This is a genomic window from uncultured Kocuria sp. (genome assembly GCF_947500125.1).
GTDB lineage: Bacteria > Actinomycetota > Actinomycetes > Actinomycetales > Micrococcaceae > Kocuria.
Window position 1 is genome coordinate 41,746 of the sequence record NZ_CANMRA010000001.1, and the last position, 14,139, is coordinate 55,884.

A 14,139-nucleotide genomic window follows, 5' to 3' on the forward strand; every position below is an offset into this window, starting at 1 on the left:
GGGTGCGCCCCGGGGCCCTGCGGCGTCCTGCGTGCTCAGATCCAGCGCGGGTTCTCGAGATCGGCTCCGGCCTCGAGGCGGTGACCGCCGCGCCCGGAGGCCCACTGCGCGACCGCGGGCAGGTCCCCGCGCACCGTCCTCGCGGAGTCCTGACCGGCGCCGGCCCCGAGTTCCCCGAGCTCCGGGGCGCCGGTGACCTGGATCCGCAGCCCGGGGTCCGTGTTCTTCGCGGCCCAGTTGCCGACGATGTCGCTCAGCAGCCGGCTCAGGACCTCCCGCGGGACGTCCGAGAAGCGGGCGCCGTTGTCGAGGTCGACCGCGTGGATCCAGACCTCGCGGCTGCGCATCCAGAGGGTCTCCGTGAGCGGCACGGTCCTCCCCTGCGCGGTCCGCACCTCGTGGCCCCACGCCTCGTCCGGGGTGTCCCGCCACTCGACGTTCAGGGACACCGAGGCGTGGTCGTTCAGGTGCCGCAGCGCCCGGGCCGGCAGGGTCGCCCCGTAGGCGATCTCCTGGTTGCGGGCCTGAGGGGAGGAGTACATCGGGGTCTCCACGCCCGTGGTGGCCCACTGCACGAGCCGGGTCAGGGCACGGGCGTTGTAGCCGACGTGGGCGATGACGTGCCGGCGGGACCAGCCGGGCAACAGCGACGGGCCGTCGAGCTCGTCGTCCGTGAGCTCGTTGACCTTGCGGGACCAGAAGGCCGTGCCGCGGCGCACCCGCAGCAACTGGGCCTTGAGGTCCTCGTCGGTGGTGAGGTCCTGTCGGGCAACCATGGGGCCTCCCTTACCGGTGCGGGGCGGGGTCGACGATCTTGTTGGTGAGCACACCCAGACCGTCGATCTCGACCTCGACCACGTCGCCGGACTTGAGGAACACCTGCGGGTTGCGGGCGCGCCCCACGCCGCCGGGGGTGCCGGTGAGGATGATGTCCCCGGGGTTCAGGGGCAGCATGGTGGAGAAGTAGGAGACGAGGTGCTCAGGGGTGAACAGCAGGTCCCCGATCCCGTGCTCCTGCATGGTCTCGCCGTTGACCCGCGTGTGCAGGGTGGCGGTCCTGGGATCGAACTCGTCGGCGGTGACCATGACGGGGCCCACCGGGGTGGACTTCGCCCAGATCTTGCCCTGCAGCCACTCCTTGGTGCGGAACTGCCACTCGCGCATCGAGATGTCGTTGGCGGCGGCGTAGCCGGCGATGTACTGGCCGGCGTCGGCCTCGGAGACCTTGTACGCGCGCTTGCCGACGACGACGACGAGCTCGCCCTCCCAGTCCAGCTGCGGGTCCTCGGCCACGGCCTCGATGTCGTCGTTCGGGCCGGTCAGGGTCTCGGTGAACTTGGCGAAGATCGTGGGGTAGTTCGGCAGGTCACGTCCCATCTCCTGGATGTGGGACTTGTAGTTGAGCCCCACGCACAGGACCTTGCCGGGGTCGGTGACGATCGTCTCGAGCTCGGCGCCGGCGGCCGGGTGGGTCGCTCCGGCGGCGTCGGCGGCGAGCTGCCGCCAGTTCTCCTCGGCCAGCAGGGCGCCGAGGTCCGGGTAGCCCTCGATCTCGGTGTAGACCTCGCCGTCGAGGCGGGCGGCCGTGGTGGTGGCGCCGGTGCGCAGGGTTGCAAGCTTCATCGGGTCTGTTCTCCTGGGTCGGGGTGTGGCGACGCCCGGTCGGGCGTCCCGGTCGTGGTGCGGTGCGCGGCGCGGACCGCGCCGCGCCCCGGTGAGGGGAGGAAGGTGCTACTTCTCCTCGCCCTCCACGAAGGTGCGGTTGAAGTTCAGCTTCTCGACGATCGGCTGGTCGCCGAACGTGAACAGGTCGAACCCGGTCTCGGCCTGGATCTGCCAGGCGGTCCAGGACGGGCACGGCCGGCTGAGACCGGCCCCGCGGCGGGCCCGGACGGGGACGCGGAGGGCCCCGGGGGGCCTGCCCCGCACCGGACGTCCCCGGTGCTCAGTCCCCGGGCTCCGCGAGGACGACGGAGGACTCCACGACTGTGGCGGCACCGGCCGCCAGGAGGTTCTCGACGACGGCGGTCAGCGGCTCCATCGACCCGTCCACCTGGAACTGCACGGGGTGGTGGTGGGCCAGCAGCGCGAGCAGCTGCTCGAGCGCGGGACCCGCCGCGGCGTCCCCGGGCGTCCAGCCGAGCATGACGTGGGCGGGCGCGTCCGGGGCGTCCTCCGGGGCCGGGTCGCCGGGGGCGGCGTCGAGCTCGACGGGCCGGTAGCTCACGGCGAACGCGGAGATCCTCCCCCGCTCCCCCGGGCCCACGCCGTTGCGCAGCACCAGCGCGCCGTAGGCGTGCGCGGCGTCGGAGAGGAACAGCTGGTTGACCCGCCCCACGGGCAGGTCCGCCGGCTCGTCCCACGCGTGCACCGCGCGGTAGAACGCCCACAGCGCCCGGGTGAGCTCCACCGAGCCGGTGGCCAGGTCCTCGACGGTCTGCGCCGGCGTCCCGTCGGGGTGCTCCCGCAGGGGCTGGAGGGGCAGCGCCCCGGCCTCCACGCGGACCACGCGGGAGTCCTGGACGGGGTCCAGCCCGGCGGCCCGCGCGAACCGCTCGCCGGCCGAGCCGGGCGCCGCCTTCGTGCGCAGGGCCTGCACGCCCGAGGGCGAGCCCGCGGCCTCGGTGCGCAGCCGCTCCAGCAGGGCCCGGCCGAGTCCCTCGCCGCGGCGGTCGGGGGCGACCTCGAGGTAGGCCCAGAGCCGGGACGGGTGCAGCGCCGACTCGTAGACCGTGCCGGCGGCGATCGGCACCCCGGAGTCCTCCGCCACGACGGTGCGGGACCACGGGGCGTCGTCGTCCGGACGCAGGGTGGCGCGGAAGGCTGCGGCCTGGGGCGTCTCCGGGTCGGGCCAGACCTCGAGCAGCCGCAGGTCGTCTCCGTCCCGCCAGGGCCGCAGCCCGGGACCGGTCAGCGCGCCGCTCATCAGCGGACGAGCTTCCCGGCGAGGTAGGACTTCACCTGGTCGAGGGCCACGCGCTCCTGGGTCATCGCGTCCCGCTCGCGGATGGTCACCGCCTGGTCCTCGAGGGTGTCGAAGTCCACCGTGATGCAGAACGGGGTGCCGATCTCGTCCTGGCGCCGGTAGCGGCGCCCGATCGCCCCCGAGTCGTCGAAGTCGATGTTCCAGCTCCGGCGCAGCTCGGCGGCCAGGTCCTTCGCCTTGGGCGAGAGGTCCTCGTTGCGGGACAGCGGCAGCACCGCGGCCTTGACCGGGGCCAGGCGCGGGTCCAGCTTGAGGACCGTGCGCTTGTCCACCCCGCCCTTCGAGTTGGGGGCCTCGTCCTCGGTGTACGCGTCCACGAGGAAGGCCATCATCGACCGGGTCAGACCGAAGGACGGCTCGATCACGTACGGGACGTAGCGCTCGTTGGTCTGCTGGTCGAAGTAGCTGAGGTCCGTGTTCGAGTGCTCGTTGTGCACGCCGAGGTCGTAGTCCGTCCGGTTCGCCACGCCCATGAGCTCGCCCCAGGGGTTGCCCTGGAAGCCGAACCGGTACTCGATGTCGATGGTGCCGGCGGAGTAGTGCGCCCGCTCGTCCTCGGGGACGTCGTAGCGGCGCATGTGGTCCGGGTCGATGCCCAGGTCCGTGAACCAGTTCCAGCACGCCTCGACCCACTCGTCGAACCAGTGCCCGGCCTCGGACGGGTGGGTGAAGTACTCGATCTCCATCTGCTCGAACTCGCGCGTGCGGAAGATGAAGTTGCCGGGGGTGATCTCGTTGCGGAAGGCCTTGCCGATCTGGCCGATGCCGAACGGCGGCTTCTTGCGGGCCGCGGTGACCACGTTGTTGAAGTTCACGAAGATGCCCTGCGCGGTCTCGGGCCGCAGGTAGTGCAGGCCCTCCTGGTTGTCGACCGGGCCGAGGAAGGTCTTCAGCAGCCCGGAGAACTGCTGCGGGTCGGTCCACTGGCCCTTGGTGCCGCAGTTGGGGCAGGGGATCTCGGCCATGCCGTTCTCGGGGGCGCGGCCCTTCTTCTCCTCGAAGGCCTCGACCAGGTGGTCCTGGCGGGCGCGCTTGTGGCAGGAGGTGCACTCCACGAGCGGGTCGGTGAAGGTCGCCACGTGCCCCGAGGCCTCCCACACGGCCTTCGGGAGGATGATCGAGGAGTCGAGGCCCACCATGTCCTCGCGCCCGCGCACGAAGGTCTGCCACCACTCGTGCTTGATGTTCTCCTTGAGCTCCGCGCCGAGGGGCCCGTAGTCCCAGGCCGAGCGGGAACCGCCGTAGATCTCACCCGCCTGGAACACGAACCCGCGGCGCTTGGCCAGCGAGATGACGTTGTCCAGCGTGGACTTGGGGGCCATGTGGGTCTCCTCCAGGGTCTCGCCCGACCGCCGGCTGCGGACGCGCGTGGTGTGGCCCGCCCGGTGCGCCGGGCGGGAACCGGCCGTCGTCGGCCGTCACGAACGAGGACGCCGCGTGCGACGTCCTCGACCCAGCGTAGCCAATTCCCGCCGTGCCCGCCGACCGCCCGGGACCGGGGACCGCGCGGGCACGCCCCGCCCACGGGCCGGAGCGGGCAGCGGGCCGGAGCGGCTCAGGGCTCGTCCGTCCCGGACTTCCCCGGCCAGGCGGCGACGGCGAGCCCCACCAGGGTCAGCAGCGTCCCGGCCACGGTCAGTGGCGCGACGACGGCGCCCGGCGCCGGCAGCAGCAGATCGATCGCGAGCCCGCCCAGCAGCATGCCGGTGACCAGGCCGAGACTGGTCTGCAGCACACCGATCGACCGGGCGAGGACGGCGCTCGCTCCCACGACCACCGCGCCCAGCAGACCACCGACCCACAGCCACGACGGCCCCGGCCACGTCCACGGGGGCGGGTCCGCGACAGCGCGGTGGACCGCCGTCGCGACACCGAGACCGGCCGCCGCCGCGAGGAAATTGGTGAGCGCGGGGGTGACGGGCGTACCCGCGGCGGCCCCGATCCGCCCGTTCATGGCTGTCTGCAGCGGCATCAGGGTTCCGGCGAGGAGGGGCAGCAGCACGAGCGCCGTGACACCCCCGGCAGCCTGGCCCAGGCGTGGTGACACCGCCAGCAGGACCGCCGCCACGACCAAGGCCGTGCCCAGCACGCGCAGTCCGGTCACCCGCCGGATCCCGGCCGGGCCGATGCCCCAGCGGTCCACCGCGAGCCCGCCCAGAGACTGCCCCACCACCACCGCGAGAAGCAGCACGGAGACGCCCAGTGTGTCGGCCGTCAGCGTCTGGGCGAAGACGAACACCGCACCGATGAGACCAGCCAGCAGGAACCACCACGACAGGTGACCCTCCCGCAGCTGCCGGACGAGCTTCCGCAGGCCCTGCCGACCCGCGGCGCTGAGCACGCTGACCGCGGTCACCGCTGTCACGCCCACGACGACGGCCGCGAACGCCGCCGCCACGGGATCGCCCAGCTGTGTCCCGAGCGCGCCGTTGATGCGCGACTGAACGGCCAGTGCAGAGCCCGCGAGAACTGCCAGGACGGGGCCGAGCGCACTCGCGACCGATGACGGGGTGGAGTCGGACACGGGACCAGCGTAGGTCGCCGGGGGGTCCGGATGGCTGGGACAATGGGGCCATGACGACTTCCCAGAGGCCCGGCGGCCCCGACGAACTGCCCATCCGTGACGACATGATCCGGCTGGGCCAGGCGCTCAAGCTGGCGAACCTCGCCGAGGACGGGGCGCACGCCCGTGGCCTCGTGGAGGACGGTCAGGTCAGCGTCAACGGCGAGGTCGAGACGCGGCGCGGCCGGCAGCTGCACCCGGGGGACGTCGTCTCCGCCGGCGGGGCCTCGGTCAGGATTACCGCGGGGGGCTGACCGGCCGGTCCGCTCGGCCCAGCACCACCTGGGTGAGGTACTCGCGCACGTGCCCGACCTCCTGCGGGCTGATCCCGTGGCCCACCCCGGTGTAGTGCACCTTCATGACGTCGGCGTGGTCCAGCGCCCACTCGGCCGTCGAGTCCACGAGCCCCTGCGGGATGACCGGGTCCTGCGGGTCCCGGCCCCAGAACATCGGCAGCGGCCGCTCCCGCAGGCGGTCGTCGGCGAAGAGCGGGTGCTCCCCGGGCACCACGAACCCGGAAAGCCCGACCACGGCGGCGATCTCCCCGGGCATGTGGCGGGCGAGGGACGTGGCCATGGCCATGCCCTGCGAGAACCCGAGCAGCGTGATGCTGGGGTGCTCCGCGGCCAGTCCCCGCAGCCACGCCGCGACGGGCTCGACGGCCTCGGCCACGCGGTCGAGGGAGAAGCTGAGGTCCGCGGCGAGCGGGAACCACTGGTAGCCGAACTGGATGGGCTGGGGCGCGCGCAGAGACGCCACGCTGAACTCGTCCGGCAGGGCCGGGACGAGTCCCATGAGGTCGTGCTCGTGCGAGCCGTAGCCGTGCAGGAGCACGAGCAGCGGGGTGCCGGGGCGGGCGTCGGCGTCGTTGCTCCAGACGGCGAAGGGGGTGTCGGTACCGGTCGGGGCGGAGGCGTCGGTCATGGCTCCAGTGTGCCATCCGCGACCGGGCGCCCACGGCGCGCGCCCGTGGACCCGGGCCGGGCCCGGTGGTAGACCGGGGGCATGACCGAGACGACAGCAGGACCTCCGGACTCCGGCCCGTCCGCCCACCCGTGGCGGCGCATGGTGGCGATCGGCGACTCGTTCACGGAGGGCATCGGGGACCCCGACCCCGGCTCCCCGGGCGGGCACCGCGGCTGGGCGGACCGGGTCGCGGAGGAGCTCGACCGCCTCTCCCCGGGTCTGTCCTACGCCAACCTCGCGATCCGCGGCCGGCTCTTCCGCCAGATCGTCGACGAGCAGCTGGAGCCCGCCCTGGAGCTGTCCCCGGACCTCGTGGCGATCTGTGCGGGCGGCAACGACATGCTGCGCCCGGGCGGCGACCCGGACGCGATCGCCGAGGAGATGGACGACGTCGTCGGCCGGCTCGGGGCGGACGGGGCGAGCGTGGTGCTGATCGACGGCCCGGACATCGGGGCCACGCCGGTGCTGCGCGGGATCCGGGGGCGGATCGCGGTCTACAACGAGAACGTGCGCGTGGTCGCGTCCCGGCACGACGCCGTCCTGGTGGACCTGTGGGGGCTGCGGGAGCTCGCGGACCCGGCGATGTGGGACCCCGACCGGCTGCACTTCTCCCCGCTGGGCCACCACCGGATCGCGGTCGAGGTCCTCGACACGCTGGGCCTCGAGCACGGCCTGGTGCCCGAGGTCGTGCCCGACCGCCCGCCGTCGTCCTGGCGGCAGGCCCGCGGGGAGGACCTCGTCTGGGCCCACCGCTACCTGCGGCCGTGGGTGGCCCGCCGCATCCGGCGCACGAGCTCCGGGGCGCAGGTCCGGCCGAAGCGCCCGCACTTCGGCACCGCCACCGTGCCCGGGGGCGGGCTCGCACCCGGCGGCGGGACCGCGGACGGCTGAGGCGCCGGCTCAGGGCTGGCGCAGCACGGTCTCCACGAGCAGCCTGCCGAGCTGGGGCGCCTCGATGAGGAAGCCGTCGTGGCCCGAGGGCGAGGTGAGGGTGTGCCGCCGGACGTGCCCGGGCAGCGCGGCGGCCAGGACGTCGGACTCGCGGGGCAGGTAGAGCCGGTCGGAGTCCACCGCCGCCACGAGCCACTCGCACGAGGTCACGGACAGCGCCTCCTCGAGCGTGCCGCGGCCCCGGGCGACGTCGTGGGACATGAGCGTCTCGTTGACGGCCAGGTAGCTGTTGGCGTCGAAGCGCCCGGCGAGCTTGGACGCCTGGTGGTCGAGGTAGCTCTCCACCTGGTAGCGCCCCCGCCCGTCGGGGTGCGTGCCGATGACGCCCTCCTCGGCCTGCGGCGAGCGCCCGAACCGGTGGTGCAGCTCGTCGGCCGAGCGGTAGGTGATGTGGGCGATCCGCCGTGCCAGGCCCAGGCCCGTGACCGGCGGCGGCCCGTCGTAGTAGTCCCCGCCGCTGAAGTGGGGGTCCTGGCGGATCGCGAGGTTCTGCGCCTGGCCCCACGCGAGCTGCTCGGCGCTGGACTGCGCGCACGCGGCGACCACCGCGCACGCCCGGACCCGGTCCGGGTAGGTCACGGCCCACTCCAGGGCCCGGGCACCGCCCATGGAGCCGCCGATGACCAGGCGCCAGGAGTCGATGCCGAGGGCGTCGGCCAGCGCCGCCTCGGCGTGCACGGAGTCCCGGACGGTGATGAGCGGGAAGCGGGAGCCCCAGGGGCGGCCCTCGGGGTCCACGCTCGGCGGCGCGGGGGTCGCCGGGCCCGTGGACCCGTAGCAGCCGCCCACGATGTTGGTGCAGACCACGAACCAGCGGTCGGTGTCGATGGCGGCGCCGGGGCCGACCAGGCCCTCCCACCAGCCGCCGCTCTCCGCGGCGCGCCGCTCCGCCTCGGGGGCCCCGGGCCGGGCCCGGCCGGCCGCCACGTGGGTGTCCCCGGTGAGGGCGTGCTCCACGAGCACCGCGTTGGACCCGTCCGGGGCGAGCGTCCCCCAGGTCTCGTAGGCGATCCGGACGTCGGGCAGCCGGAAACCGGACTCCAGCTCCAGCTCCCCGATCCCGGCCACCCGCGGCACGCCGTCCTCGCGGACGGCGGTCCCGGCGCCCCCGACGACGGTCACGGTCACTCCTGTCCTCCGGGCGCGGCGGCGGCCGCGGCGAAGCCCTGCTCCAGGTCCGCGAGGATGTCGTCGATGTTCTCCAGGCCCACGGACAGGCGCACGAAGCCGGGCTCCACGCCGGAGGCCAGCTGCTCCTCGGGCAGGAGCTGGCTGTGCGTGGTGGACGCCGGGTGGATCACGAGGGAGCGGACGTCGCCGATGTTCGCGACGTTCGAGTGCAGGGTCAGGGCGTCCACGAAGGCGGCCCCGGCCTCCCGTCCGCCGTCGAGGACGAAGCCCAGGATCGACCCGGCGCCCCGGGGCGCGTACTTCAGCGCCCGCTCGTGCCACGGGGAGGACTCCAGCCCGGCCCAGGACACCGAGCGCACGTCCTCGCGCGCCTCGAGCCAGCGGGCCACCTTCTCGGCGTTGGCCACGTGCCGCTCCATCCGCAGGGAGAGCGTCTCGATGCCCTGCTCGATGAGGAACGCGTTGAACGGGGAGATCGCCGAGCCGAGGTCGCGCAGCAGCTGCACCCGGGCCTTGAGGATGTAGGACAGGTTGACGCCGAAGGGGCCGTCCGCCCCCAGGGCCTGGGCGTAGACGAGCCCGCCGTAGGACTCGTCCGGCTGGTTGAAGCCGGGGAAGCGCTCCGGGTAGCGGCCGAAGTCGAAGGCGCCGGAGTCCACGATCACGCCGCCGATCGCCGTGCCGTGCCCGCCCAGGAACTTGGTGGCCGAGTGCACCACGACGTCGGCGCCCCAGCGGAAGGGCTGGACCAGGTACGGGGTCGCCACGGTGTTGTCCACGATGAGCGGCACCTCGTGGTCGTGCGCGATCCCGGAGACCGTCTCGATGTCGAGGACGTCGTTGCGCGGGTTCGGGATCGTCTCCGCGAAGAAGGCCTTGGTGTTCGGCCGCACCGCCCGCCGCCAGGCCTCGGGGTCGTCCGGGTCCGTCACGAAGGTCGTCTCGACGCCGAGCTTGGGCAGCGTGTACTTGAACAGGTTGTAGGTCCCGCCGTAGAGACTGGGGCTGGCCACGATGTGGTCGCCCGCGCCGGCGACGTTGAGCACCGCGAACGTCGTCGCCGACTGCCCCGCGCTGAGCATCAGGGCGCCCACGCCGCCCTCGAGGGCGGCGATCCGGTTCTCCACGACCTCCGTGGTCGGGTTGCCGATCCGCGTGTAGATCGGGCCGAGCTCCGCGAGCGCGAAGCGGTCGGCCGCGGCCCGGGCGTCCGGGAAGACGAAGGACGTGGTCTGGTGGATCGGCAGGGCCCGGGAGCCCGTGACCGGGTCGGGGCTCTGCCCCGCGTGGATCTGCCGGGTCTCGAAGGCCCAGCCCCCCGGGTTCTCGGGGGTGGGCCGTTCGGTCGCGGCGGCGTCGGTGCCGGCCGTGGGGACGTCGGTGCTGGAAGCGGGGGACTCGGACATGCCGTGGGACTCCTTGCGGGGGTCAGGGGTCCCGTCCCGGCCGAGGCGGTGCGGCCGGGAGCGGCCGGGCACCGGGAACCCGCGCTTGCTCGCTCGCCGGTCGCGAGGAGCCTGGTCTTCACCCAGGGCACCCCACCGCGGTGGAGGGTTGCCGGCCAGCTAGCTGGGGCTTGGACGCTGGCGCTCATGACCTGGACAGCATTCTCCGGATTCGGGCGACACGGCGTCAAGCCGGGCCCGGTCGTGACGCCCGGCACCGGGCGCCGGGCGCACTGTGCCGGGCGCGTCACGGACCGATTTGGAGACGAAACTCACAGGGTGCCACGATGTGCCCATGAGAGTCGACCACGTGTCCTACGCCTGCCGCCCGGAGGGCCTGGCGGCCACCACCGAGCGCATCGCGGACCAGCTCGGGATCGAGCCGGTCAAGGGTGGGGTGCACCCCCGTTTCGGCACCCGCAACATGATCCTGCCCCTGACGAACCACCAGTACGTCGAGGTCGTCGAGGTCCTCGAGCACCCGGCCGCGGTGAAGGCGCCGTTCGGCCAGGCCGTGCGCGCCCGCTCCGAGGCCGGCGGCGGCTGGCTGGGCTGGGTCGTGGAGGTCGACGACCTCGCCCCCTTCGAGCAGCGCTTGGGCCGGTCCTCCGTCCCCGGCTGCCGGGTGTTCCCGGACGGCCGGTGCCTCGAGTGGCGTCAGATCGGCGTCAAGGGCCTGATCGCCGACCCGCAGCTGCCGTTCATGGTGCACTTCGAGTCCGGCCCGGAGATGCACCCCTCCCAGGCGCGGATCACAGACGTGGGCCTGGCGGGGATGTGCATCGCCGGGGCCCCGGAGCGGGTCGCCGAGTGGCTGGGCGCGCCCGTGGAGACCGCACTCGAGAACCTGGAGGTCGACTGGCGCTATCCGGAGGGCACCCCCGGGGTACTCTCCGTCACCTTCAGCACCCCGGACGGCCCCGTCACCATCTGAGTCCGCCCGGCCCCGTCACCATCCGGGGCCGGGCGGGCCCGCCCGGCGCCCGGGCGGTGCCTCAGCCCAGCAGCCGAGCGGCGCCGAGGAAGCCCACGGCGTCCAGCAGGAAGTGCGCGACGACGAGGGGCATCACCCGGCCGGTGCGCCGGTAGAGCTCCGCGAAGACCAGGCCCATCACCACGTTGCCGAGGAACGGCCCGATCCCCTGGTAGAGGTGGTAGCTGCCGCGGAACAGGGCCGTGACCACCAGCACCACGGGCCAGCTCCAGCCGATCCGGGTCAGCCGGTCGGTGAGGAACACGACCACCACGACCTCCTCGACCAGGGCGTGGCGCACGGCCGAGAGCAGCAGCACGGGAACCGTCCACCAGTGCTCGGCGAGCCCGGACGTGGTGACCTCCGCGGTCACGCCCAGAGCCCGGCCCGCGCCGTAGAGCACCAGCGTCCCCAGCCCCATGAGCAGGAAGAGCACGGTCCCCAGGCCGAGGTCCGGGACGGGCATCCGGGCGTCGAGGCCGATCCGCCGGCGGACGGTGCCCAGCGCGCCGGCGGAGCCGGCCAGCAGGTAGAGGGCCAGCAGCACAGGCACCAGGTCCAGGGCGATGCCGGTGAGCTGGCGCAGCAGGTCGAAGAGGGGCTGCAGGCTCAGCGGCGGGTTCATCGTGGCCTGCGCCTCGGACAGCGGCCCCCGGGCGAGGTGCTCGGCGAGGGAGAGCACCGCGTAGAGGGCCGAGGCGCCCAGGGACACCCCCAGCACCAGGATCACCTGCAGCCACAGGTCGGCGCGGGTGGAGCCGAAGGCGGGCGGTCGGGGGGCGCAGTGGGCGGGGGTGCTCATCCGGCCATTCTGGCACCGGCCCGCCGGCCCGCGCCGCGCACCCGGCGCGGGCGGCCCCCGGACCGCCCTGCCCGGACTGCCCTCCCCGGCCCGGTCACTCCCGAGACCTCTCCCCTATCGGGCGTCTTCCCTAGGATGGGAGCCATGACAGTCCTTCCCCCGCAGATCCGCCAGCAGCCCGTCGAGCGCACCTTCCACGGCCACGTGTTCTCCGACCCGTACGAGTGGATGCGGGACAAGGACTCCCCCGAGGTGCTCGCCCACCTCGCCGCCGAGAACGAGTACGCGGAGTCCGCCACCGCCCACCTCACGGGGCTGCGCGAGACGATCTTCGGGGAGATCAAGGACCGCACCCAGGAGACCGACCTGTCCGTGCCCAGCCGGCGCGGGGCCTGGTGGTACTTCGCCCGCACGGTGGAGGGAGGCGCGCACCAGGTGTTCTGCCGGGTCCCGGCGGTCACCACCGGCGACCTCCTCGCCGACTGGACCCCGCCCGTCGTGGAGGCCGGCACCCCCATGACCGGGGAGCAGGTGCTCCTCGACGCCAACGCGGAGGCCGCGAAGCACGAGTTCTACTCCCTCGGCAGCTTCGACGTCTCCGAGGACGGGGAGCTGCTGGCCTGGGCCGAGGACGTCACCGGCGACGAGCGCTTCACGCTGCGGGTCCGGGACCTCACCACGGGGGCGATGCTCGCCGACGAGATTCCCGGGACCTTCTACGGCTCCTTCCTCACCCCGGACGCCCGCGCCGTGTACTACACCGTGGTGGACGAGTCCTGGCGCCCCCACCAGCTGCGCCGGCACGAGCTGGGCACCCCGGTGGCCGAGGACGTCGTCGTGCACGAGGAGACGGACCCCGGTCTCTGGCTCGGGGCCGGGCTGTCCGCGGACCGGCGCTGGATCGTCGTGGAGGCCATGTGCTCCGAGTTCTCCGAGCAGCTCATCCAGCCGGTCGCGGACCCGGCGGCGCCGCTGCGGGTGGTGCTGCCCCGCACCGACCGGGTGCTCTACGAGGCGGAGCCCCTGCTGCTGGACGGGCGCGAGCAGATCCTGCTGACCCACGACCACGACGCCCCGAACTCCCGGATCTCCCTCATGGACCCGGCCGACCTGGGCCGCCCGGTCGCCGAGGTGGCCCTGCGCGACGTCGTGCCGGCCTCCGAGACCGTCCGCGTCAACGGCTGCGCCGTCACGGCCACCCACCTGGTGGTCTCCGTGCGGGCGGACACCACGCTGCGCGTCCGGCTGCTCCCGCTCACCGGTCTCGGCACCGCCGCCCAAGCCGCCCCCGTGGAGCCGGCGTTCGCCGAGGAGCTCTACACCGCGAGCGTCTCCGCCGCGGAGCACGACGCCCCCGTGGTGCGGCTCTCCTACACGTCCTTCACGACGCCCCCGCGCGTCTACGACGTCTTCGTGGCGGGCGCCACCGGGGACGACGACGCCCTGCCCGCCGAGCCGCTGCTGCGCCGCGAGGCCACGGTGCTCGGCGGCTACGACCCCGCCGACTACGCGGTCGAGCGGGACTGGGCCACCGCGGCGGACGGCACCCGCATCCCCGTGTCCCTGATCCGCCGCGCGGACCTCGACCCCACCGTGCCGGCACCGGTGCTGCAGTACGCCTACGGCTCCTACGAGCACAGCACCGACCCCGCGTTCTCGGTCTCCCGGCTGTCCCTGCTGGACCGCGGCGTGGTGTGGGCCGTGGCGCACGTGCGCGGCGGCGGAGAGCTCGGCCGGACCTGGTACGAGCACGGCAAGAAGCTGCACAAGACCAACACGTTCACCGACTACGTGGCGGTCACCGAGCACCTGGCCGCCCGGCCGGACGTCGACGAGCGGCGGATCCTGGTGATGGGAGGCTCCGCGGGCGGCCTGCTGGTGGGCGCGGTGCTCAACCTCGCCCCGGAGCGGTACTGCGGCGCACTCGCCGCGGTGCCGTTCGTGGACCCGCTGACGTCCATCCTCGACCCGACCCTGCCGCTCACGGCGCTCGAGTGGGAGGAGTGGGGCAACCCCATCGAGGACGCGCACGTCTACCGGTACATGCGCGACTACTCCCCCTACGAGAACGTCCGCGAGCTCCCCTATCCCCCGGTGCTCGCGGTGACGAGCCTCAACGACACCCGGGTGCTCTACGTGGAGCCGGCCAAGTGGGTCGCCGCGCTGCGGGGTGCCTCGACGTCCGGCGAGCCGGTGCTGCTGCGCTGCGAGATGGCCGGGGGCCACGGCGGCGCCTCGGGGCGGTACTCGCAGTGGAAGGACACGGCCTGGGAGTACGCCTGGGTGCTGGACCGGCTGGGCCTCTCCGGGGCCTGACCGCGC

The 14,139-nt window shown here is 73.6% G+C and carries 14 protein-coding genes and 1 riboswitch; of the genes, 4 read left to right on the forward strand and 10 right to left on the reverse strand.

Going from position 1 to position 14,139, the window contains the following annotated elements:
* Positions 1-35: 35 nt before the first annotated feature.
* The 6 genes from Q0817_RS00195 to Q0817_RS00220 all read right to left on the reverse strand — a co-directional run bounded on the left by Q0817_RS00195 (position 36) and on the right by Q0817_RS00220 (position 5,510).
* A complete protein-coding gene (locus Q0817_RS00195; protein ID WP_298582452.1) occupies positions 36-776 on the reverse strand; it encodes a maleylpyruvate isomerase family mycothiol-dependent enzyme in 741 nt (246 codons plus the stop codon).
* A gap of 10 nt (positions 777-786) precedes the next feature.
* The gene (locus tag Q0817_RS00200; RefSeq protein WP_298582455.1) at positions 787-1,623 is read right to left on the reverse strand and encodes a fumarylacetoacetate hydrolase family protein; all 837 of its coding nucleotides are present in this window, start codon (positions 1,621-1,623) and stop codon (positions 787-789) included.
* Positions 1,624-1,731: 108 nt separating this feature from the next.
* Positions 1,732-1,929, reverse strand: coding sequence for a hypothetical protein (locus Q0817_RS20040; protein WP_366139842.1), 198 nt, complete (start codon positions 1,927-1,929; stop codon positions 1,732-1,734).
* A gap of 16 nt (positions 1,930-1,945) precedes the next feature.
* Complete coding sequence (locus Q0817_RS00210; RefSeq protein WP_298582458.1) at positions 1,946-2,926, reverse strand: GNAT family N-acetyltransferase; 981 nt, start codon at positions 2,924-2,926, stop codon at positions 1,946-1,948.
* A complete protein-coding gene (locus Q0817_RS00215) occupies positions 2,926-4,308 on the reverse strand; it encodes a glycine--tRNA ligase (protein WP_298582461.1) in 1,383 nt (460 codons plus the stop codon). The genes Q0817_RS00210 and Q0817_RS00215 overlap by 1 nt, the downstream gene beginning before the upstream one ends.
* Positions 4,309-4,541: 233 nt before the next feature.
* Entirely contained in the window at positions 4,542-5,510 is a 969-nt protein-coding gene (locus Q0817_RS00220; protein WP_298582464.1) for a DMT family transporter, read from the reverse strand.
* Between the two features lie 50 nt (positions 5,511-5,560).
* Here Q0817_RS00220 and Q0817_RS00225 point away from each other — a divergent pair, with 50 nt between their 5' ends.
* Positions 5,561-5,803 carry an RNA-binding S4 domain-containing protein gene (locus Q0817_RS00225; RefSeq protein ID WP_298582466.1) on the forward strand — a complete coding sequence of 81 codons (243 nt, stop codon included), beginning with the start codon at positions 5,561-5,563 and terminating at the stop codon, positions 5,801-5,803.
* On the opposite strand, the gene Q0817_RS00230 is transcribed toward Q0817_RS00225, so the two are convergent.
* Complete coding sequence (locus Q0817_RS00230) at positions 5,787-6,473, reverse strand: alpha/beta hydrolase (RefSeq protein ID WP_298582469.1); 687 nt, start codon at positions 6,471-6,473, stop codon at positions 5,787-5,789. The two genes, Q0817_RS00225 and Q0817_RS00230, sit on opposite strands and share 17 nt — an antisense overlap.
* Positions 6,474-6,554: 81 nt before the next feature.
* On the opposite strand from Q0817_RS00230, the gene Q0817_RS00235 reads away from it, so the two are divergent.
* On the forward strand, positions 6,555-7,406 hold the full coding sequence (locus Q0817_RS00235; protein WP_298582472.1) for an SGNH/GDSL hydrolase family protein: 852 nt from the start codon (positions 6,555-6,557) through the stop codon (positions 7,404-7,406).
* Between the two features lie 9 nt (positions 7,407-7,415).
* Here Q0817_RS00235 and Q0817_RS00240 read toward each other — a convergent pair whose 3' ends face one another.
* Both Q0817_RS00240 and Q0817_RS00245 read right to left on the reverse strand, forming a co-directional pair.
* Complete coding sequence (locus tag Q0817_RS00240; RefSeq protein ID WP_298582475.1) at positions 7,416-8,594, reverse strand: homoserine O-acetyltransferase; 1,179 nt, start codon at positions 8,592-8,594, stop codon at positions 7,416-7,418.
* The gene (locus tag Q0817_RS00245) at positions 8,591-10,003 is read right to left on the reverse strand and encodes a bifunctional o-acetylhomoserine/o-acetylserine sulfhydrylase (protein WP_298582477.1); all 1,413 of its coding nucleotides are present in this window, start codon (positions 10,001-10,003) and stop codon (positions 8,591-8,593) included. Before Q0817_RS00245 ends, Q0817_RS00240 begins: the two co-directional genes overlap by 4 nt.
* A 76-nt stretch (positions 10,004-10,079) precedes the next feature.
* Positions 10,080-10,195, reverse strand: a riboswitch (SAM riboswitch).
* Positions 10,196-10,337: 142 nt separating this feature from the next.
* On the opposite strand from Q0817_RS00245, the gene Q0817_RS00250 reads away from it, so the two are divergent.
* Positions 10,338-10,976, forward strand: coding sequence for a VOC family protein (locus Q0817_RS00250; protein WP_298582481.1), 639 nt, complete (start codon positions 10,338-10,340; stop codon positions 10,974-10,976).
* A gap of 61 nt (positions 10,977-11,037) precedes the next feature.
* Here the strand turns inward: Q0817_RS00250 and Q0817_RS00255 are convergent, their stop codons facing one another.
* Complete coding sequence (locus tag Q0817_RS00255) at positions 11,038-11,817, reverse strand: CPBP family intramembrane glutamic endopeptidase (protein ID WP_298582484.1); 780 nt, start codon at positions 11,815-11,817, stop codon at positions 11,038-11,040.
* A gap of 144 nt (positions 11,818-11,961) precedes the next feature.
* On the opposite strand from Q0817_RS00255, the gene Q0817_RS00260 reads away from it, so the two are divergent.
* Entirely contained in the window at positions 11,962-14,133 is a 2,172-nt protein-coding gene (locus Q0817_RS00260; RefSeq protein ID WP_298582487.1) for a S9 family peptidase, read from the forward strand.
* Positions 14,134-14,139 lie beyond the last annotated feature (6 nt).

What these genes read in the sequence shown, in the direction of transcription:
- Q0817_RS00195 (WP_298582452.1), bottom strand. Translation starts at nt 776, where the DNA reads ATGGTTGCCCGACAGGACCTCACCACCGACGAGGACCTCAAGGCCCAG.
- Q0817_RS00200 (WP_298582455.1), bottom strand. Translation starts at nt 1,623, where the DNA reads ATGAAGCTTGCAACCCTGCGCACCGGCGCCACCACCACGGCCGCCCGC.
- Q0817_RS00210 (WP_298582458.1), bottom strand. Translation starts at nt 2,926, where the DNA reads ATGAGCGGCGCGCTGACCGGTCCCGGGCTGCGGCCCTGGCGGGACGGA.
- Q0817_RS00215 (WP_298582461.1), bottom strand. Translation starts at nt 4,308, where the DNA reads ATGGCCCCCAAGTCCACGCTGGACAACGTCATCTCGCTGGCCAAGCGC.
- Q0817_RS00225 (WP_298582466.1), top strand. Translation starts at nt 5,561, where the DNA reads ATGACGACTTCCCAGAGGCCCGGCGGCCCCGACGAACTGCCCATCCGT.
- Q0817_RS00230 (WP_298582469.1), bottom strand. Translation starts at nt 6,473, where the DNA reads ATGACCGACGCCTCCGCCCCGACCGGTACCGACACCCCCTTCGCCGTC.
- Q0817_RS00235 (WP_298582472.1), top strand. Translation starts at nt 6,555, where the DNA reads ATGACCGAGACGACAGCAGGACCTCCGGACTCCGGCCCGTCCGCCCAC.
- Q0817_RS00245 (WP_298582477.1), bottom strand. Translation starts at nt 10,003, where the DNA reads ATGTCCGAGTCCCCCGCTTCCAGCACCGACGTCCCCACGGCCGGCACC.
- Q0817_RS00250 (WP_298582481.1), top strand. Translation starts at nt 10,338, where the DNA reads ATGAGAGTCGACCACGTGTCCTACGCCTGCCGCCCGGAGGGCCTGGCG.
- Q0817_RS00255 (WP_298582484.1), bottom strand. Translation starts at nt 11,817, where the DNA reads ATGAGCACCCCCGCCCACTGCGCCCCCCGACCGCCCGCCTTCGGCTCC.
- Q0817_RS00260 (WP_298582487.1), top strand. Translation starts at nt 11,962, where the DNA reads ATGACAGTCCTTCCCCCGCAGATCCGCCAGCAGCCCGTCGAGCGCACC.